Raw genomic sequence first — 19,561 nt, forward strand, 5'->3', positions numbered from 1 at the left:
CGGCAAGGCGGTCGTGCTCATCATTCTGGGCCGCCTCTTCAGGCTCTCGTGGCCGGCGGCGATCGAGATCGGCTTCCTGCTCGGTCCCGTCGGCGAATTCGCCTTCGTCAGCATCGGAATGGCGGCGGCCGGCGGCCTGATCGAGCCTCGCGTGTCGAGCTTTGCCGTCGCCATCACCGCCGTGACGATGGCATTGACGCCGCTTCTGGGCGCGCTCGGACGACGACTGTCCGCCAAGCTGGCCGACGGGCGCATCGTCGATCCCGAACTGACGGTTCAGCCGCCAGGTGACCGAACGCAGGCCATCGTGGTCGGCTACGGTCGTGTTGGAAAAGTGGTCTGTTCGCTGCTTACCACCCATGGCGTGGACTACATCGCGGTCGATCACGATCCGATCGCCGTGGCGCGCGACCGCCGCGACGGCCATAAGGTCTTCTTTGGCGACGCGACAGAGCCGGGCTTTCTCGAAGCTTGCGGCCTGATGCAGACGACCGGCGTGATCATTACGATTCAGTCGCGAACGGCGATCGATGCAGTCGTCGAGCGGAGCCGTGCGGTGCGGCCGGATGTGTTGATCGTTTCCCGTGCGCGCGACGCCGATCATGCCCGTCACCTCTATGCAATCGGTGCAACTGACGCGGTGCCGGAAACCATCGAGGCGAGCTTGCAGCTTTCAGAAGCCGCGCTCGTCGGCCTCGGGGTTGCGGTCGGGCATGCGATAGCCTCGGTGCACGAAAAGCGTGATGAGTTTCGGCGGACGTTGCAGCAAGCCGCCCACACGGCGGACCAGGAGAAATCTCACCCATCGTCCATCGCAGGGCGTCCGTCCCGCCGACGGTAATCTGGAAAAGCCCGCCCTCGCGACCTACATCTGGTGCCATGTCAAACCCTCCGCTCCAGGATTTCGTCGGCCGGCACGAACGTTTGTTCGTGCTGACCGGTGCCGGCTGCAGCACCAATTCAGGCATTCCCGACTACCGCGACAGCCAAGGTAACTGGAAGCGGACCCAGCCGGTCAATTTCCAGGCCTTCATGTCGGACGAGCACACGCGCCGGCGCTATTGGGCGCGCAGCCTGATCGGCTGGCGGCGGTTCGGCCAGGCGAAGCCGAACGATGCGCATCATGCGCTGGCCCGGCTCGAGGCGAACGGCCGGTGCGGGATGCTGCTGACTCAGAACGTCGATCGGCTGCATCAGTCGGCCGGCCACCGGCAGGTCATCGACCTGCACGGCCGGCTCGATCTCGTCCGCTGCATGGGCTGCGGCCGCAAGACGCCACGCGACGAGTTTCAGCACGACCTTGGCCGCGCCAATGCGGCGTGGCTGACGCTCGATGCCGCGGATGCGCCTGATGGCGACGCCGATCTGGAGCACGAGGATTTTTCGTCCTTCCGAGTGCCGGCCTGCGAAGCCTGCGGCGGCATTCTCAAGCCCGACGTCGTGTTCTTCGGCGAGAACGTCCCGCGCGACATCGTCGCCACCGCGCAGGATCATCTGGCGCAAGCCGACGCCATGCTGATCGTCGGCTCCTCGCTGATGGTTTATTCGGGCTTCCGCTTCGTCCAGGCCGCCGCGCGCCGCGATATTCCGATTGCGGCGGTCAACCTCGGCCGCACCCGCGCCGACGATCTCCTGACGCTCAAGGTCGAGGAGCGCTGCGAGACAGCGCTTGCATTCCTACTCTGATCGAGCAGGCGGCGAACGCGCCTTGCCTATTGCATAGGTGCCAAGCAGAATAGCCGGGCGCGGCACTCTTCCGGTCGTCCATGGCATGGAAATTGCTGCGCTTTTGACCCCAGTCTTGACGACCAGCACGGAGATTTTGGAATGCTTGAGGGAGCCGAGGTGCGGCTTGCCGTTGATATCGGTGGCACGTTCACCGACATCGTGCTGGACGTGGGGCAGGATCGCAAAACCCGCAAGGTGCTGACCACTCCGCAGCGCCCCGAGCAGGCTGTGCTTGACGGCATGCGCCTCATCCTTGCCGATGCACGCGCGCACATCAGCGACATCGACGTCTTCATTCATGGCACGACGCTCGCGACCAATGCCATCATCGAGCGCCGCGGGGCCAAGACCGCGCTGATCGCAACCGAGGGCTTCCGCGACGTGCTCGATATCGGCACCGAAAGCCGCTACGACCAATATGATCTCGGCATCGACAAGCCGAAGCCGCTGGCGCCGCGCAGCCTGCGCTTCACCGCGGCCGAGCGCATCGATGCCCACGGAGCCGTTCGTCTCCCGCTCGACGAGACGGCGGTGCGCGCACTCGCGCAGAGATTGCGTGAGCTCGAGGTCGAGAGCGTCGCGATCGCGTTCTTGCATTCTTATGCCAATCCTGAGCATGAGCGCCGCGCGGCTGCGATCATCAGTGATGAAATGCCCGGCATCTCCGTGACCGTATCGTCGGCAGTGTGTCCCGAGATCCGCGAGTATGAGCGCACATCGACTGCGGTTGCGAATGCCTATGTGCAACCGCTGATCGACGGCTATCTCGCTCGCATGGCCGACGCCTTGCAGGTCGAGCAGTTCCGCGGTGCCATTTATCTCGTCACCTCCGGCGGCGGCGTCACCTCGATCGATACGGCGCGGCGTTTTCCGGTGCGCCTCGTCGAATCCGGTCCGGCGGGCGGGGCGATTTTCGCGGCGCAGATCGCGGCGCGTCTGGGCGAGAGCAAGGTTCTCTCCTTCGACATGGGCGGCACCACGGCAAAGATCTGCCTGATCGAAAGGTACCAGCCCGAGACCTCACGCGTGTTCGAGGTCGATCGCGCCGCGCGCTTCCTCAAGGGCTCCGGTCTGCCCGTACGCATTCCCGTGATCGAGATGGTCGAGATCGGCGCCGGCGGCGGCTCGATCGCGCATGTCGACGCCATGAAGCGCGTCACTGTCGGCCCCGAGAGCGCCTCATCGGAGCCGGGCCCCGCCTGCTACGGTCGCGGCGGCCAGCGTCCCGCGGTGACGGATGCCGACGTTGCGCTCGGCATGATCGATCCCGATGCGTTTGCGGCGGGCACCATCAAGCTCGATCCGGAGCTTTCAAAACAGGCGCTGCTGCGCGATGTCGGCGCGCCGCTCGGCCTGTCCGCGGAGACCGCGGCTTATGCCGTGCACGAGGTCGTCTGCGAGAACATGGCTAGCGCGGCGCGTGTGCATGCGGTCGAGCGCGGCGAGATTGTCGGCCAGCACACGCTGATCGCCTTCGGCGGCGCTGCGCCGCTGCATGCGGCGCGCGTTGCCGAGAAGATCGGCGTCTCCCGCGTGATCGTGCCATCGAATGCCGGCGTCGGTTCGGCCGTCGGCTTTCTGGCTGCGCCCATCGCCTATGAGTTGGTGCGCAGTCGTCATGTCCGGCTCGATGACTTCGACACCGAGGCGGTCTCGGACCTCCTGCAGGAGATGGCGACCGAGGCGCGTGCGCTGGTGGAGCCTGGCGCGGCCGGCGCGCCGGTGCGCGAGCGCCGCGCCGCCTTCATGCGCTATGTCGGCCAGGGCCACGAGATCTCGGTCGAACTGCCGAACCGGGCGCTGACGTCAGCCGATCTCGCCGGCCTGCGCCAGAAGTTCGAGGCGGATTATGCCGCGATGTTCGAGCGGCCGATCCCGGGGGCCGCCATCGAGGTGTTGAGCTGGTCGGTGCTCGCCACCACCGAGGCGCGCAATCCGCCCGCCGTTGCTTCCGTCGCGCGCGTGCCTGCGGCCAAGGCGTCCGGCAGCCGCAAATTCTTCGACGGCCGCGCGGGAGAAGTGATCGAGATCCCGCTCTATCGCCGCGAGGACATGGTGCCGGGCGCGACGATTGCGGGTCCCGCCGTAATCGCGGAAGACGAGACCTCGACCTTCGTCTCCACCAGTTTTGACGCCCATATCGACGGTGCGGGCAGCATCGTCATGGAACGAAAGGCGGCCTGATCATGAGCAAGGCAAGCGGCGCGAGCCTGATCGATCTCCAGATCATGTGGCACCGGCTGATCGCCGTGGTCGAGGAGCAGGCGCAGGTGCTGCTTCGCACCGCGTTCAGCCCGATCGTGCGCGAATGCGGCGACCTGTCGGCCGGCGTGTTCGACCTCAAGGGGCGCATGCTGGCGCAGGCGGTGACCGGCACGCCCGGCCACGTCAACTCGATGGCGGAATCGGTCAAGCATTTCATTGCCCATTTTCCGATCGAGACGATGAAGGAAGGCGACGCCTACATCACCAACGACCCCTGGATGGGCACCGGCCACCTCAACGACTTCGTCGTCACCACGCCCTGCTTCAAGAACGGCAAGGTCGTCGCGCTGTTCTCCTGCACCAGCCATCTGATGGACATCGGCGGCATCGGCTTCGGGCCCGACGCCACCGACGTGTTCATGGAGGGGCTCTACATCCCCATGCTGAAGCTGATCGACCAGGGCGTCGTCAACGAGACGCTGATGGCGATGATCCGCACCAACACGCGACTGCCGATCGACACCGAGGGCGACACCTATTCGCTCGCCGGCTGCAACGACGTCGGCTGCGAGCGGCTGGTCGAGATGATGAACGAGTTCGGCATCGACACGCTCGACGAGCTCGGCGACTACATCTGCGACCGCTCGCGCGAGGCCGTGCTCGCCGAGATCGCGAAGCTGCCGAAGGGCAGCTGGCGCAACACCATGGCGGTCGACGGCTATGACGCGCCGGTGACGCTGGCGGCGACGCTGACGATCTCGGACGACGGCATACACGTCGATTTCGACGGCACGTCCGCCGCCTCGAAGTTCGGCATCAACGTGCCCTTGTCCTACACCACGGCCTACACCGTGTTCGGCCTCGGCTGCGTCGTCGCCTCGCAGATCCCGAACAATGCCGGCTCGCTCTCGCCGCTGACGGTGTCGGCGGCCGCGGGCGCAATCCTCAACGCGCCGAAGCCGGCACCGGTCGCCTCGCGCCACATCATCGGCCAGATGCTGCCCGACGTCGTGTTCGGCTGCCTGCGCCAGATCATTCCCGAGCGCGTGCCTGCGGAAGGCACCTCGTGCCTGTGGAATCTCAACGTGCGCGGGCAGACCCGAAGCGGCGTTGGCGGCAATTACGGGTTCTCCATGGCGGTGACCTCCAATGGCGGCACCGGCGCGCGCTTCGGCAAGGATGGGCTGTCGGCGACCGCCTATCCCAGCGGTGTGCGCGGCACGCCGGTCGAGATCGCAGAGACGCAGACGCCTCTGATCTTCTGGCGCAAGGAGCTGCGTCCGGATTCCGGCGGGGCAGGGCGCACCCGTGGCGGCCTCGGCCAGATCATCGAAGTCGGCAGCGGCGTCGATGCGCCGTTCGACATTCTCGCCGCGTTCGACCGCATTGATCATCCGCCGCGCGGCCGCGATGGCGGCCGGGACGGCGAGGCCGGCTATGTCGGCCTCAAGTCCGGAAAGAAGCTGCGAGGGAAAGGCTTTCAGCAGGTGCCGCCGGACGACCGGTTGGTGGTGCTGACGCCGGGCGGCGCGGGCATCGGCGATCCCGCCAAGCGCGAGCGCGCGGCGGTCAATGACGACGTCGAAAGCGGACTCGTGTCCGTCGACAAGGCGGTCGCAGTCTATGGGTACTCGCGGTGACGCCTCAGGCGTCGTGCGCGTAGCAAACGGAGGGGTGCAATGATCACGCGACGGAACTTCACCGCGGGTGCAGCGACGCTGCTCGCCGCCGGCCACATCTCCACCCACGCGCGGGCGGCGACGGTAAGCTGGGACATGTCGACGGTGTGGCCTGACGGCAATTTCCACACCCAGAACGCCTTTGCCTTCGCCGAGGAGGTGAAGAAGCAAAGCGGCGGCACGGTCAACATCACCGTGAAGGCGGGTGGTCAGCTCGGCTTCAAGGGCCCCGAGCACCTGCGCGCCGTGCGCGACGGCCTCGTTCCGCTCGCCGACGTCCTCAACATCCAGCAGGTCGGCGACGAGCCGTTCATGGGCGTCGAGAGCATTCCCTTCCTCTGCGGCTCGGTGGACGAGCTCAAGGTGCTGCACAAATATGTGCGGCCCGAATACGAGAAGATCGCTGCGCGCAACAACCAGAAGATTCTCTACGTCGTGCCGTGGCCGACGCAGTATCTGCACCTCAAGGTCAAGGTCTCCGACGTCGCAGGCCTGAAGAACATCAAGATCCGCGTGCCCGACAAGGGCGCGGTCGAAATGCTCGATGCGATCGGCATGGCCGCTGTCATGATTCCCTGGGGCGAGACGATTCCTGCGCTCGCCTCCGGCGCGGTCGCCGGCGTCTCGACGTCGGCCGTGTCCGGCGTCGACGGCAAGTTCTGGGAATTCCTGAAATACGTCTACCCGACCAACCACGTCTGGTCGTCGCAGATGCTCACCGTCAATCTCGATTCCTGGAAGGCTCTCTCCGGCGATCAGCAGAAGCTGGTTGCGGATATCGCGGCGAAGATGGAGCCGGGCTTCTGGGCCAATTCGCTCAAGGCCGATGTCGACAGCCTCAACCGCCTGAAGGAAGGCGGCATGGAGGTGGTGCCGGTCTCGCAAGCCATGATGACGGACATCCGTGCCAAGACTGCGCCGCAGCTGGATGCCTTCCTCAAGCGTGTGCCGGCGGCCGACAAGCCGGTGCGGGCCTATCTCGCCGAAATGAAGCGTGGCTGAGGATGACGTCGTGGTGAGCATCTCGCCCGAAGCTCCGCAGAGTCTGAATGCAGCGGCACCGGTGCCGCTGCGCATTCTGCTCGACGGCATCGACCGACTCGGCCGGCTCGACGGCTGGATCGGCGGCTTCTGTCTCTTGATGCTGACGCTGCTGATGCTGTGCGAGGTCGCAACCCGCTTCCTGTCGAACTTCCTGCCGTTCTTCCCGCCGAGCATTTCGATCGCCTGGGAGTACTCGTCCTATCTGATGGCGGCGTCCTTCACTTTCGGCGCCGCCATGACGCTTCGTGTCGGCGGGCACATCCGCGTCGTGCTGCTCCTGAACAACGCGCCGGCGCCGGTGCAGCGCGCGCTCGAAATTCTCTCGGCGGCGGCCGGCTTTGCCTTCATGGCGTTCCTGACCTCGGCCATGGCGAAATTCGCCTGGGGCGCGTTCGTGCGCGGCCAGGTCTCCACCTCGAGCGACACGCCGCTGTGGTTTCCGGAAGCCGTCGTCACCTTCGGCATGCTGCTGCTCACGCTCCAGTTCCTGGCGCGCGCGATCCAGGCCGCGCTTGGCCTGCCGCTCGAGGATCATCGCATGAAGGCCTCGCCCGTCGAATGACCGCTTTGCTCGCTTCCGAATCCGAGATCGCATGACCATCGAAGTCGTCGCCCTGTTCGCGATCCTGTTCGCGCTGCTGGCCTGCGGCGTCTGGATCGGCTTGACGCTCGCGCTCACTGCGACGCTGCTGCTCGCGATGTTCCGCTCGATCCCGCTCGACAAGCTGCTGCCCCAGTACGCCTGGAACATCCTGACCACGCAGGAGCTGCTCGCGCTGCCGCTGTTCATCCTGATGGGCGAGCTGTTGTTTCGCACCCGCCTGTCGCGCTCCCTGTTCCAGGGACTGGCCCCCTGGGCCGGTCTGCTGCCCGGCCGCCTGCTACATGTGAACGTGATCGGCTGCACCATCTTCGCGGCGATCTCGGGCTCGTCGGCCGCGACCACGCAAGTGATCGGCCGCATGTCGCTCAACGAACTCACGCGCCGCGGCTATTCCCGCGACATCGCGATCGGTTCGCTCGCCGGCGCCGGCACGCTCGGCTTCCTGATCCCGCCGTCAAACATCATGATCATCTATGGCGTGCTCGGCGATGTCTCGATCCTGAAGCTGTTCACGGCCGGCGTGCTGCCGGGATTCCTGCTGGCCGCGACCTTCATGGCCTGGGTGATGCTGCACACGAGCCTCGATCGCACGATGGTGCCGGAGACGGAAGCGAAACTCTCGCAAGTGCCGTGGAGCGAGCGCTTTGCCGCGCTGAGGGATCTCGCGCCCGCGCTGTTCCTGATCGCCTGTGTGCTCGGCTCGATGTATGGCGGGCTCGCGACGCCGTCGGAGGCCGCCGCCGTCGGCGTGCTCGGCGCGGCCCTGGTCGCTTGGGCGCAAGGCGCGATGTCGCAACAGGTCATGCGCGACGTCCTGATCGGCTCGGTCGTGACCTGCTCGATGATCGCGCTGATCGTGCTCGGCGCCTCGATCCTCGGCAATGCCGCGGCCTTCCTTGGCATCCCGCAGGCAGTAGCCGCCTTCGTCAAGGGCCTCGGCCTGTCGCCGTTCATGCTGATCGTGACGCTGATCGTCTTCTATCTCGTTCTCGGCTGCTTCCTCGACGGCTTCTCGATGATCGTGATGACGCTGCCGATCGTGCTGCCGATCGTGAAGGGCGCCGGCTTCGACGAGGTCTGGTTCGGCGTGTTCCTCGTGCTCGCCGTCGAAATGGCGCAGATCACGCCGCCGGTCGGCTTCAACCTGTTCGTGATCCAGGGCCTGACCGAGGACGGCCTCGGCTACATCGCGCGCGTCACCATGCCGTATCTCATGATCATGATCGGCTTCGTGCTGCTGCTGACAATCTGGCCGGGTATCGTCACGGTGTTGCCGCGGGCGCTGTACGGATAGATTTGTGCCGCCCCGGCAACATTGCCGGGACGGCGTCTTGATTACGAACTCACGCCGCGGCCTTCTTCCGCGCGAGCTCGGCCTTGTACAGCTCGAACTCCTCCGCGATCGCCCTGGCGATCGATGGCCGCTGGCGCAGGCGCTCGTAGTACGCCTTCAGGTTCGGCCATTTCGCAAGCTCGATCGGCGGCGTCGCCATGGTCCAGTTGATGACCGTGACGAGATAGGCATCGGCGACGCTGAAATGGTCGAGCAGGAACTCGCGGCCCTTGAGGTAATTGTCGAGATAGTCGAGCCGCGACAGGTTCTTCTCCAGCACATAGGCCTTGGCCTCCTGTGGCGCCTTGCGGTCGAGCACAGGCACGAACAGGCCTTTGTGCAGCTCGGTGCCAATGAAGCAGAGCCATTGGTGCAGTCGGGTGCGATCGATGCCCGCTGCGGCACCGAGACCGGACTGCGGGAAGCGGTCGGCGACATATTGCAGGATCGCCGCGTTCTCGGTCAGCACCACGCCCTCATCGGTGCGCAGCGTCGGCACCAGACCGATCGGATTCACGTTCCGGAAATCGGAGCCGTCGTTCAGAACCTTCTTGGTCGGCGGATCGACTTCGAGATAATTCGCCTCGGCACCGGCTTCGTACAGCGCGACGCGGGTCGCCATGGAGCAGGCGAGCGGCGAGAAATAGAGATCCATCTGTAGCCTCCTTGGGCAATTCCTCAGTGTGACTTTGGCGTGTCGCTCAACCTGGCCAGATTGATTTTTGTACTGTCTTGCATAATATGTCGGCGGTCAAGGATTAATTTGCGAAATGGTACAAAAATCGAAGCCGCCAATTGCTGCCGATGAGCTTGGGCGCCGCGGTGAACCCAAGCGCCGCGGCCGCCCACGCGCCTACGAGCCCGATGTCGCGCTCGGCAAGGCGCTCGATCTGTTCCGCAGGCAGGGTTTTGCCGCGACCTCGCTCGACGATCTCAGCGAGGCCACCGGCATGAATCGTCCGAGCCTCTATGGCGCCTTCGGGGACAAGCGGGAGCTCTACATCAAGAGCTACCAGCGCTACCGTGAGGAAGCGCGAGCATCCATGGCCGCGATCTTTCGCGAGGAGATGCCGCTGCGCCAGCGGCTGGAGCGCATCTTCGCCTCTGCGCTGAACATCTATCTCTCCGGCGAGACCGGCCCGCGCGGCTGCTTCACGGTGGTGACGGCGGCGTCCGAGGCGGTGAGCGATCCCGAGATCCGCGCCATGGTGCTCGACGGCCTCACCGAGCTCGACAAGGCTTTTGCCAGTTGCTTCCGCCGCGCCAAGGAGAAGGGCGAGTTGCCGGAGAGCGCCGATCCGGCCGTGCTGGCGCAGATCGCGTCAGCCACCGTGCACTCCATCGCTGTTCGTTCGCGCGCCCGCGTTCCGCGCAAGGAGCTGGAGGCGATCGTGAAGGGCGCGATCGATGTGATGGTCGGCGTCAAAGGCTAGCCTGGAAGCGAAGCCTCAATACCCCCTTGCGCGATCCACCACATTCTCCAGCGCTCCGCCCGCCTCGAACCGCGCGATCTGCTCGGCGACATAGGCCGAGATCGCGTCCGCGTCGGTGTCGGCTGCGTTGTGCGGCGTCAGCACCACCTTGGGGTGGGTCCAGAAGCGGCTGTCCGCCGGCTGCGGCTCCTGCACGAAGACGTCGAGCGAAGCGGCGCCGAGCGTGCCGTCGTCGAGGCAGGCCAGGATGTCGGCTTCGTTCTGAAGGCCGCCGCGGCCGGCGTTGATCAGCACGGGCGCGCCGAGCGGGCTGTTGCGGTTGAGCTTTGTGAAGACGTCGCGATTGAGAATGCCATTCGTGTCGGGCGTCAGCGGCAGCAGGCAGACCAGGATGTCGGTCGTGCGCAGGAACGCGTCGATCTGCGCAGCGCCGTGGAAGCATTCGACGCCGTCGATCGTCCGCGGGCTGCGGCTCCAGCCGGCGACGCGGAAGCCGAGCCGCCGCAGCACATGGGCCGCATCGGCCCCCAGCGTGCCCAATCCCATGACGCCGACCGTGATCGCGCTCGCCGGCCATTGATATTTCGGCTCCCAGCGCTTCTCGCGCTGCGATTGCCTTAGGTAAAGCTCCTGGCGATGGTGCATCAGAACGTGCAGCACGACATATTCGGTCATGCGATTGGTGAGATCGGGCACGGCGACGCGCACCAGCGGCACGTCGGGCAGGCTCTTGTCCGCCATCAGTGCGTCGACGCCGGCGCCGAGATTGAAGATCGCGCGCAGATTGGGGAACGCACCGAGATCGCCCGGCACCGGTTTCCACACCGCGGCATAGTGCACCTTCGCCGGGTCGAGCCCGGCATCCGGCAGCAGGACCACGCGGCGGTCCCCGCAGACCGCTTCGAACCGGGCCTTCCAGCGCTCCGGCAGCCAGTTCTGCTGCGTGCTGTTGATCAGGACGGCCAGTGTGCCCAGGGTCATTCGAAGTGCCTCGTCGGTTCCGCTTGAGAAGGCCCTCCTTGGCACGATCTGCCGGATTTTTCCTGCAATTTTTTTTCCGCAGCCCTGTCGGCGCGGGGCATATTGGCGCGTCTTCAGAACAGACGAGGAAAGTGTCGCCCATGCTGTACGCCATTCTTTGCTATCACGACGAGGATTTCGTCGGCTCCTGGAGCAAGGAGCAGGACGAGGCCGTGATGACGAAGCTCGCCGTGGTGCAGGAAAAGCTCACCAAGCAGGGCCGGCTCGGACCGGTGGCGCGGCTGCTGCCGACGACCGCGGCGGCGACGCTGCGCAAGGAGGACCCACCTCTGGTGCTCGACGGCCCCTATGCCGAGACCAAGGAGCAGCTGCTCGGGTTCTACATCGTCGACTGCAAGAACCTCGACGACGCGCTCGACGTCGCTCGCGAGCTTGGAGCCGCCAATCCCGGCGGTGCCTATGAGGTGCGTCCCGTCGGCGTGTTCCGGCCCGGAGGAAACCTGACGTGAGCGATGCCGATACCGCCTGGATCGAGACTGCGCTGACCTCGGCGCGACCCCAGGCGGTGGGCGCGCTGCTGCGCTATTTCCGCGATCTCGACACCGCTGAGGAGGCTTTTCAGAACGCCTGCCTGCGCGCGCTCAAGTCCTGGCCGCAGAACGGGCCGCCGCGCGATCCCGCAGCCTGGCTGATCATGGTCGGCCGCAACGTCGCGATCGACGAGGTGCGCCGCGCGCGCAAGCAGCAGCCGCTGCCGGAGGATGACCAGGCCATCTCGGATCTCGATGATGCCGAGGGCGCGCTGGCCGAGCGGCTCGACGGCTCGCACTATCGCGACGACATCTTGCGTTTGATGTTCATCTGCTGTCATCCGCAATTGCCGGCGACGCAGCAGATTGCGCTCGCGTTGCGCATCGTCTCAGGCCTCACCGTGAAGCAGATCGCACGCGCCTTCCTGGTCTCGGAAGCCGCGATGGAGCAGCGCATCACGCGAGCCAAGGCAAAGGTCGCCGAGGCGGGCGCCCCCTTCGAAGCGCCCGGCGCGATCGAGCGCTCCGAGCGCCTCGCCGGTGTCGCGGCGATGATCTACCTGATCTTCAACGAGGGCTATTCGGCAAGTGGCGACACCGCGGAAATCCGCAAGCCGCTCTGCGAGGAGGCGATCCGGCTGGCGCGCCTGCTGCTCAGGCTGTTTCCGAGTGAGCCGGAGATCATGGGGCTCACGGCGCTGATCCTGTTGCAACACGCGCGCAGCGCCGCGCGCTTTGCCGAGGACGGATCGCTGATCCTGCTGGACGATCAGGATCGCTCGCTGTGGAACGGCACCATGATCGCGGAGGGGCTGGCGCTGATCGACAAGGCGATGCGCCATCGCCGCAGCGGGCCGTACCAGATCCAGGCCGCGATCGCCGCGCTGCATGCGCGCGCATCGACACCGGAGGAGACCGACTGGACGCAGATCGATCTGCTCTATGGCGCTCTGGAAGTGGTGCAGCCGTCTCCGGTGGTGACCCTCAATCGCGCGGTCGCCGTCTCCAAGGTGCGCGGGCCGCAGGCTGCGCTCGAGCTGATCGAGCCGCTGGCGCCGAAGCTCGCCAGCTATTTCCATTTCTACGGCGTGCGCGGCGCCTTCCTGATGCAGCTCGGCCGCAACGACGAAGCCCGCGTCGCCTTCGACCGCGCCATCGCGCTCGCCAACACCTCGGCCGAAGCCGCCCACATCCGCATGCATCTCGATCGCCTGATCCGCGACAGCCAGCCGAGGCAAGCTAACGGCGGCGCCAGGCGGGGTGCGAAGGCGCCGTGATGGTTCGCCGTCATTCCGGGGCGGTCCGCAGGACCGAACCCGGAATCTCGAGATTCCGGGTTCGGTCCTGCGGACCGCCCCGGAATGACGGCAGAATAATTCGCCTTCGAATTGTCGGGGCCGGCCTCCCCCCTTCGTCCTTAGCCCGTATCCAGGGAGCCCCTCATGCTGAAAGCCATTGCCGTCATCGTCATCCTGCTCGCAGCCGGGCTTGCTGGCATCCTCATCTTTGCCCTGACGAAGCCCGACACGTTCCGCGTCGAGCGCAGTCTCGCCGTCAAAGCTCCGGCCGATGCGATCTATCCGCTGGTTGCTGATTTCCATCGCTGGACCAGCTGGTCACCCTATGAGAGTCGCGATCCCGCCATGAAGCGCATGTTCGGCGGAACCTCGGTGGGACAGGGCGCGACCTATGCCTGGGACGGCAACAACAATGTCGGTGCCGGCCACATGGAGATCCTGGAGGCCAACGGGCCGTCAAAGCTCCGCATCAAGCTCGATTTCGAGCGGCCGTTCGAAGGCCACAACACCGCCGAGTTCACCTTTGTGCCGCAAGGCGATGCCACACTCGTCACATGGGCGATGTACGGTCCGGCGCCGTTCCTGTCCAAGATCATGCAGGTGTTCATCAACATGGACAGCATGATCGGCAAGGATTTCGAGGCAGGTCTCGCCGGCCTGAAGAAGCTCACCGAGAAGCAATGAGCCTCACCGCAAACGAAGAGGAGAGAAACGATGCTCAATCCCTATCTGTTCTATCAGGACAATTGCGAAGCGGCGTTCACCTACTACGCCAAGGTTCTCGGCGGCAAGATCGAAGCAATGATGCGGTCCTCGGACGCGCCGCCGGATGTGCCGGCCGCGCCCGGCCGCGAGAAGATGATCATGCACGCACGGATGTCGCTGCCCGACGGCAGCGTGCTGATGGCTTCAGACGCGCCGGCCGAGCACTTTCACAAGCCGCAGGGTTTTTCGATTTCGCTCACTGTCAAGGATCCCGCAGACGGCGAGCGCAAGTTCAACGCGCTCGCCGACGGCGGCTCGGTCACCATGCCCTTCAGCAAGACCTTCTGGGCCAGGGGCTTTGGCATGTGCGTCGACAAGTTCGGCATTCCCTGGATGGTGAACTGCCCGGCGGAGGGAATATGACGGGCGCGACCGCGCGCACGGTCCACTGAGCTGCGGCCCCCTCTCTCCGATGCTGCGGGAGAGGGGGCACGCATGGACTCATTGCGTCACACGCCGATCCGCCGTTTGTCCTCTCACCGGATCGATCCGGTGAAGTCCTCGCGTGGCGGCGACGGCTCCATGCAGCGAGGGCAGATCATTAGCTTGCTGCCGAGCTGCTTGTCGTTCTCCGCCTGTATTTCGTCGTGGACCGCCCACCATGCCTCGGAATATGGGCGCAAAGTGCCGAGCACCCGTTCCCGCTCCTGATTGGGTCACTTGCCGCGGGGGCGCGATTCGTGACGTGTCGCTTCGCGACATAAGGACGGTTCGGATCCTTGCCGAGACCGTCCCACGCGATGGGGCGACGTTCCTGCGCTGAAGCGCCTGCGCACCCGATCAGCGCTGTACAAAAAGTGAGCAAGATGAAGCCGTGTCGAATCATGCCGGGCCTCTGCTGCGTGTGCGATGCGCAGAATCCGCGTGAGACACGCGCATCGCGACGGTTCAACGGAACTCAAGGCAAAACCAACCATGGCCGAATATCAACCATGGCCGAATATGAGGTCATGCTTTCGCATCACTTTGCGGGCGCAGTGAGGCCGCTTCATGAAACCAACTGCATCGCACAACAATTGGCGCAATATTGGGCTGTGATCTGCACGCCGGAATCGCTATTGGTGATTCATAAAAGTTACAAATTGGGATGGACGTCACTTGGAAGGGGAGCGACCGATGGCGGCGGCGCTGCAGATCAATTTTGCTCTTTGGGGAATGCTCATCTGCGCCAGCGCAAAGCTGGTACCGGTGATACAGACTCTCTTTTGAAGGCAGACAGCGCCTGACGGCGCAGATCCCCCCGGCGCGCGCGCTGCATGCGAGCGCAGGGAACATGGTGTTTGGCCTCGGACCAGCCAAGCAAAATCGTCTTCAATGTGATGCGGTTCATTCAGATCATTCACGTCGCACTCGTGGCAGCTGCCAGCTTCATCAGCGACATCGCGGATAGATCGCGGCGAGATCACGTCCCTTCAGCAGCAGCAACCGCGAGGTAAGGCCGCCCCGGCGGCTGATCCAGTCGCGCACCGGGCCGGGATAGGCGGCAAGCACCGCGACCGATGCCTCCGGCTCGGCATAGAAGCGCCCGCGCCGGTCCACCGAACGCGCGGCGTGGAAGCCGAGCACGGCGCGCTTGGTGACGCAGATGCGCTCGCCCGGGACGATGCTCAGCACCAGCGTGCAGGCGGACAGGCAGGGACCATCGATCACGACGCGCTCGCCGCTCTCGCGCACTTTCTCGAACAGATCGAGGAACGGCCCGACCTGTCCGCCTGGAGACTGGATGATGCGGATTTCGGCCGCCGCGGGCCTGACGGCGAGCAGCGCGGATGCAAGCATCAAGGCTTTGAGCAATGAGATGCGTCGCATGAAGTCTCCACGAGCTCGATTTTGTCAGGTGGGCTGGCGTAGCCCACCATCCTTGGCGCCGCGTGACAAGAGGTGGGTTACACCCGGCGGCCCGCGCTCACGCGGCCCGCAGCTCTAACCCACCGTACAGGTTCTACCCGTTGCGCCTTTGCCCGCGCAGCGTCGGCAGACCGATACCGGCCGCATCGAAGCCGCCATCAACGGCCAAAATTTGACCGGTGATGTAGCTCGCGCTTGCCGAGCACAGGAAATAAATCGCTTCCGCGAGTTCCTCTTCCAGGCCGTAGCGGTTGAGCGGAATGGCGTCATGATAGTCTGCGCGGATCTCCCTGGTGTGCACCTGCTTCGCCATCGCGGTGTCGACCGGTCCCGGCGCGACCGCGTTGACACGGATGTTGAGGGAGGCGAGCTCGACCGCGAGCTGCTTGGTGAGGTGCGCAAGGCCCGCCTTGCTGGTGCCGTACGCCGAGCGCAGCGTCGAGGCGCGCACCGCCGAGATCGAGGTGATGTTGACGATGGCGCCGCCATTGCCGTCGCGCATCAAGGGCACTGCCGCCTTGGTGCAGAGAAACGGTCCGGTGAGGTTGACCTCGAGCACGCGACGCCAGTCAGCCTCGGACGTCTCCATCAGCGGCGCGAACACCGCGATGCCGGCATTGTTGACCAGCGCATCCAGCCGGCCGAACCGCCGCTCGATCGTCGTCATTGCGGCGGTGACTGCGGACGCGTCCGAAACGTCGCAGGTCAGCGCCAGCGTCGCCTCGCCTAGGCCGATTTCGGCGACCGTTCGCCCGAGCAACTCGCCCTCGATGTCGAGCAGCGCCACACGCCAGCCCTCGGCCAGGAATTTTTTCGCGGTCGCAAGCCCGATGCCGCGCGCGGCTCCGGTGACGAGGGCGACTTTTTGCGGGGTTTGCGGCATCGGCTGATCTGTCCTGTGTCCGGGAGGGGCGCGCGAACGCCGGCCCCTTTTACTTCGCTTCGGTTCCGGCATGAAAGGCCCCGCGCCATGCCTGTCGAGCCGATTCGGCCCCGAATGCGCCTGCCGCAGTCGCTCTGGCACGGCCTCTAAGAAAGTTTCCGCCCCGCTGTCGGCTCGACAGAAGGTCGTTCGTCTTAGAGGGGAACGCGGGCCGGTTATTTCAGTCCGCAAGACATATCACGTCACGGAGCAGGTCGATGCGTTTCATGGTGATCGTCAAGGCAAACCAGGACACCGAGGCCGGCAAGATGCCGACCACAGAGATGCTGACGGCGATGGGCAAGTTCAACGAGGAAATGGCCAAGGCCGGCGTCATCGAAGCCGGCGAGGGCCTGCATCCGACGGTGAAGGGCGCGCGGGTCAGATATTCGGCGTCCGAGGCGGGCGTCACCCGCGGTCCATTCACTCTTTCGCCCGACCTAATCTCGGGCTTCTGGCTGATCAAGGCTGCCTCGCTGGACGAGGCCATTGCCTGGATGAAGCGTGCGCCGTTCGAGCCAGGCTCGGAGATCGAGATCCGCCAGGTTTTTTCGGCCGAGGATTTCGGCGAAGCCTTCACCCCCGAGCTGCGCGAGCAGGAAGAGCGCACCCGCGCGTACGCGGCGAGGGAATAATGGATGAATGGATTCGGGTTCGCGACTTTATCGCGCCCCGGAATGACAGCGAGTGACGAGGAAGTCCCATGCGATTCATGATGCTGATGATTCCGCTCGGATACGAGGCCGCACCACCGGACGTTCAACTCGATCCCGAACGTGTCGCGGCGATGATGCGTTACAACGAGGCGCTGAAGGATGCCGGCGTACTGATCACGCTCGACGGCCTGCATCCGCCCTCCATGGGTGCGCGCGTCTCGTTCGCGACCGGCGAACCCATCGTCACCGACGGCCCTTTTGCCGAGGCCAAGGAAGTGCTGGGCGGCTATTGGATGATCGAGGTCGCCTCGCGCGCGGAGGCGATCGCCTGGGCGAAGAAGTGCCCGGCCTCGCCGAACGAAATCATCGAGATCCGGCAGGTGCAGGAGATCACCGACTACTCGCCCGAAGTGCAGGAAGTGGTGGCCGGGTTCGGAGACCTGAAGAGGTAGACGAGACAGCCGCTATCCGATTTTCCGATCAATCAAGCAGAGGAGATATCCATGAGCGCCGAACACAAATTTCTCGCCGTCTATCTCGGCAGCACGTCCGGTACGAAGATGGCGGCCTGGCGCGCCCTGCCGGAGGCCGAACGGAAGGCCAGGGAGCAGGAGGGCATGGCTGCCTGGCACGGCTGGGTCGAGAAACACAAGTCCGTCATCGTCGAGATCGGCGGCCCGCTCGGCAAGACCCGCAGGATCGACGCGAATGGCATCACCGAGGTCAGCAATGCGCTGACCGGCTTCACGGTGGTGCATGCCGCCTCGCAGGAGGAAGCTGCCAAACTGTTCGAGAACCATCCGCATTTTGCGATCTTTCCGGGCGAGGCGATCGAAGTGATGCCCATTCTGCCCATTCCGCAGATGTAGCCTCCAATGGACCGCCATTCCGGGCGATGCGGAGCATCGAACTATGGTGCGCAATTGCGCACCTGAGAATCTCGAGATTCCGGGTCCGGCTTTTTGAGCCGCCCCGGAATGACTGCGGAGAATGCGGGGTTAATCACGCGCGATTCCCGCTAGTGACCTTCACGCCCGGCTCATGTAAAGGTCGTTCACATGAGCTGGCGCAAGGAGCAGCGCCGCGCCGAGCGCGGCTATCACCACGGCAATCTGAAGGAAGCCTTGTTGCAGGCCGCTCTCGGGCTGATCGCCGAGAAGGGGGCGGCCGGCTTCACCTTCGCCGATGCCGCGCGCATGGCCGGTGTCAGCGCGGCGGCGCCCTATCGGCATTTCCGCGACCGCGACGAGCTCTTGTCCTCGATCGCCCAGCGCGGTTTCGAGCAGTTCGAGGCGCGCCTGGCCGCGGCCTGGGACGACGGGCGCCCCGATACGGTCACCGCGTTCGAGCGCGTCGGCAGGGCCTATCTCGCCTTCGCCCGCGAGGAGCCGGCCTTCTACAACGCGATGTTCGAATCGGGCCTGCCGGTCGATGCCAATCCTGCCTTGATGGCAGCAGGAGAGCGCGCATTCGGCGTCATCCGTGCCGCGGCCGAGCGCCTCGCCGCGCTGACGCCGCCCGGCACACCCCGTCCGCCGGCGATGATGATGGCGCTGCACATCTGGTCGATGTCGCACGGCGTCGCCTCGCTGTTCTCCCGCGGCGATGCCGCCCGTCGCAAATTGCCGATGTCGCCGGACGAGCTGCTAGAGGCCGAGGTGCTGATCTATCTGCGCGGGCTCGGCTTCCCCATCGACCGCCGTCCGGCCGGCAAGAGTGCCGAGCCGCCGCCGGTGCCGCCGGAGGCTCCCTCCGGTTCGGGCGTGCCGCCGGGCGGACCCTGGGGCAAGCCGAAATAAAGTTGCGCAAATAATTCCGCGGGCCTGTCGGGCGGCCGGCTTGACAAAATCGCGGGATGGTCTAGCTATGTAAATGTTATTTACATTCACAACGGCGCAGGTGCCGTGATGGAGATGGGAAATGGCCTACACCGCTGATGTCAATCGATGGCGCGGCCCTTCGGACCAATACCAACAGTACGAGCGCCCCCGCATGCTCGATACGCCCTGGCATCCCGGCTGGATCGCCGTGACCATTCTCGGCTTCATCATCTGGTGGCCGATCGGACTTGCCCTTCTCTTTTTCACACTCGGGAGCAGAAGAATGTCGTGCTGGAGCCACCAGGATCGCTGGCAGAACAAGATGGAGCGGATGCAGTACAGGATGGATCGCATGCGCGACCGCATGGAGCGCCGTGGCTTCGGCTTTGGCTTCGGCCCGCCGTCCTCCGGCAACCGCGCCTTCGACGAATATCGCGCCGAGACGCTCCAGCGCCTCGAGGAAGAGCAGCGCGAGTTCAAGGATTTCCTGACCCGTCTGCGTCACGCCAAGGACAAGGAAGAGTTCGACCAGTTCATGGCGCAGCACAAGACGCGTCCGACCCCGCCGCCGACCGACCAGCAGCAGGGCTGAAGCCTCTCAAAGCCTTCAGGCGCATGCCCCCAAAGTCCTGATGGCTCCGAGCCGCCCGCCTGCGCGACCCGCAGGCGGGCGGTTTGGCTTTTGCCGTGCTTACCTCTGCCGCTCGCAGGTCGG

The 19,561-nt window shown here is 65.1% G+C and carries 22 protein-coding genes and 1 pseudogene; 18 read left to right on the forward strand and 5 right to left on the reverse strand.

What is annotated here, in order from left to right; all coding sequences use genetic code 11:
* The 7 genes from IC50_RS12430 to IC50_RS12460 form a co-directional block, all read left to right on the forward strand.
* Positions 1-841 (forward strand): NAD-binding protein (locus tag IC50_RS12430; protein WP_035704607.1); only part of this gene is annotated, 841 nt, incomplete at its 5' end.
* 38 nt (positions 842-879) lie between these two features.
* Positions 880-1,686, forward strand: a complete 807-nt coding sequence (locus IC50_RS12435) for an NAD-dependent protein deacetylase (protein ID WP_035704609.1) — start codon at positions 880-882, stop codon at positions 1,684-1,686.
* Between the two features lie 141 nt (positions 1,687-1,827).
* A complete protein-coding gene (locus tag IC50_RS12440) occupies positions 1,828-3,912 on the forward strand; it encodes a hydantoinase/oxoprolinase family protein (protein ID WP_035704611.1) in 2,085 nt (694 codons plus the stop codon).
* Between the two features lie 2 nt (positions 3,913-3,914).
* Positions 3,915-5,573 (forward strand): hydantoinase B/oxoprolinase family protein, encoded by a 1,659-nt coding sequence (locus IC50_RS12445; RefSeq protein ID WP_035704613.1) that lies wholly within the window; start codon positions 3,915-3,917, stop codon positions 5,571-5,573.
* A 39-nt stretch (positions 5,574-5,612) separates the two neighbouring features.
* Positions 5,613-6,614, forward strand: a complete 1,002-nt coding sequence (locus tag IC50_RS12450) for a TRAP transporter substrate-binding protein (protein WP_035704615.1) — start codon at positions 5,613-5,615, stop codon at positions 6,612-6,614.
* Between the two features lie 10 nt (positions 6,615-6,624).
* Positions 6,625-7,218, forward strand: coding sequence for a TRAP transporter small permease subunit (locus IC50_RS12455; protein WP_035704655.1), 594 nt, complete (start codon positions 6,625-6,627; stop codon positions 7,216-7,218).
* Positions 7,219-7,249: 31 nt separating this feature from the next.
* Positions 7,250-8,554: a TRAP transporter large permease gene (locus IC50_RS12460; RefSeq protein ID WP_035704618.1), complete on the forward strand. Its 1,305-nt coding sequence runs from the start codon at positions 7,250-7,252 to the stop codon at positions 8,552-8,554.
* A 49-nt stretch (positions 8,555-8,603) separates the two neighbouring features.
* Here the strand turns inward: IC50_RS12460 and IC50_RS12465 are convergent, their stop codons facing one another.
* The gene (locus IC50_RS12465; protein ID WP_035704620.1) at positions 8,604-9,248 is read right to left on the reverse strand and encodes a glutathione binding-like protein; all 645 of its coding nucleotides are present in this window, start codon (positions 9,246-9,248) and stop codon (positions 8,604-8,606) included.
* A gap of 115 nt (positions 9,249-9,363) precedes the next feature.
* Here IC50_RS12465 and IC50_RS12470 point away from each other — a divergent pair, with 115 nt between their 5' ends.
* A complete protein-coding gene (locus tag IC50_RS12470; protein WP_035704622.1) occupies positions 9,364-10,026 on the forward strand; it encodes a TetR/AcrR family transcriptional regulator in 663 nt (220 codons plus the stop codon).
* Positions 10,027-10,041: 15 nt separating this feature from the next.
* Here the strand turns inward: IC50_RS12470 and IC50_RS12475 are convergent, their stop codons facing one another.
* Positions 10,042-11,007: a 2-hydroxyacid dehydrogenase gene (locus tag IC50_RS12475; RefSeq protein ID WP_035704624.1), complete on the reverse strand. Its 966-nt coding sequence runs from the start codon at positions 11,005-11,007 to the stop codon at positions 10,042-10,044.
* A 140-nt stretch (positions 11,008-11,147) separates the two neighbouring features.
* On the opposite strand from IC50_RS12475, the gene IC50_RS12480 reads away from it, so the two are divergent.
* The 4 genes from IC50_RS12480 (at position 11,148) to IC50_RS12495 (ending at position 13,963) form a co-directional block, all read left to right on the forward strand.
* Positions 11,148-11,516: a YciI family protein gene (locus IC50_RS12480; RefSeq protein WP_035704626.1), complete on the forward strand. Its 369-nt coding sequence runs from the start codon at positions 11,148-11,150 to the stop codon at positions 11,514-11,516.
* Complete coding sequence (locus tag IC50_RS12485; RefSeq protein ID WP_035704627.1) at positions 11,513-12,814, forward strand: RNA polymerase sigma factor; 1,302 nt, start codon at positions 11,513-11,515, stop codon at positions 12,812-12,814. Before IC50_RS12480 ends, IC50_RS12485 begins: the two co-directional genes overlap by 4 nt.
* 165 nt (positions 12,815-12,979) lie before the next feature.
* On the forward strand, positions 12,980-13,519 hold the full coding sequence (locus IC50_RS12490; protein ID WP_035704628.1) for an SRPBCC family protein: 540 nt from the start codon (positions 12,980-12,982) through the stop codon (positions 13,517-13,519).
* A gap of 30 nt (positions 13,520-13,549) precedes the next feature.
* Positions 13,550-13,963 (forward strand): VOC family protein, encoded by a 414-nt coding sequence (locus IC50_RS12495; protein WP_035704629.1) that lies wholly within the window; start codon positions 13,550-13,552, stop codon positions 13,961-13,963.
* Positions 13,964-14,076: 113 nt separating this feature from the next.
* Here the strand turns inward: IC50_RS12495 and IC50_RS43070 are convergent.
* Positions 14,077-14,426 (reverse strand): annotated as a pseudogene (locus IC50_RS43070) (hypothetical protein).
* A gap of 106 nt (positions 14,427-14,532) precedes the next feature.
* On the opposite strand from IC50_RS43070, the gene IC50_RS41985 reads away from it, so the two are divergent.
* Entirely contained in the window at positions 14,533-14,826 is a 294-nt protein-coding gene (locus tag IC50_RS41985; RefSeq protein WP_162131519.1) for a hypothetical protein, read from the forward strand.
* A 145-nt stretch (positions 14,827-14,971) separates the two neighbouring features.
* Here IC50_RS41985 and IC50_RS12505 read toward each other — a convergent pair whose 3' ends face one another.
* Together IC50_RS12505 and IC50_RS12510 are read right to left on the reverse strand one after the other, a co-directional pair.
* Entirely contained in the window at positions 14,972-15,409 is a 438-nt protein-coding gene (locus IC50_RS12505; protein ID WP_035704630.1) for a hypothetical protein, read from the reverse strand.
* A 133-nt stretch (positions 15,410-15,542) separates the two neighbouring features.
* Complete coding sequence (locus IC50_RS12510) at positions 15,543-16,331, reverse strand: SDR family NAD(P)-dependent oxidoreductase (RefSeq protein ID WP_035704631.1); 789 nt, start codon at positions 16,329-16,331, stop codon at positions 15,543-15,545.
* 257 nt (positions 16,332-16,588) lie between these two features.
* On the opposite strand from IC50_RS12510, the gene IC50_RS12515 reads away from it, so the two are divergent.
* From IC50_RS12515 to IC50_RS12535, 5 genes are all read left to right on the forward strand, one after another.
* Complete coding sequence (locus IC50_RS12515) at positions 16,589-17,005, forward strand: YciI family protein (protein WP_035704632.1); 417 nt, start codon at positions 16,589-16,591, stop codon at positions 17,003-17,005.
* Between the two features lie 68 nt (positions 17,006-17,073).
* Positions 17,074-17,478, forward strand: coding sequence for a YciI family protein (locus IC50_RS12520; protein WP_035704634.1), 405 nt, complete (start codon positions 17,074-17,076; stop codon positions 17,476-17,478).
* 51 nt (positions 17,479-17,529) lie between these two features.
* Positions 17,530-17,895: a YciI family protein gene (locus IC50_RS12525; protein WP_035704636.1), complete on the forward strand. Its 366-nt coding sequence runs from the start codon at positions 17,530-17,532 to the stop codon at positions 17,893-17,895.
* Between the two features lie 189 nt (positions 17,896-18,084).
* The gene (locus IC50_RS12530) at positions 18,085-18,825 is read left to right on the forward strand and encodes a TetR/AcrR family transcriptional regulator (protein WP_035704638.1); all 741 of its coding nucleotides are present in this window, start codon (positions 18,085-18,087) and stop codon (positions 18,823-18,825) included.
* Positions 18,826-18,946: 121 nt separating this feature from the next.
* Positions 18,947-19,438: a DUF2852 domain-containing protein gene (locus IC50_RS12535; RefSeq protein WP_035704640.1), complete on the forward strand. Its 492-nt coding sequence runs from the start codon at positions 18,947-18,949 to the stop codon at positions 19,436-19,438.
* The last annotated feature ends 123 nt before the right edge of the window (positions 19,439-19,561 follow it).

The sequence above is a fragment of the Bradyrhizobium genomosp. I (2014) genome (genome assembly GCF_000261685.1).
Classification (GTDB): domain Bacteria; phylum Pseudomonadota; class Alphaproteobacteria; order Rhizobiales; family Xanthobacteraceae; genus Bradyrhizobium.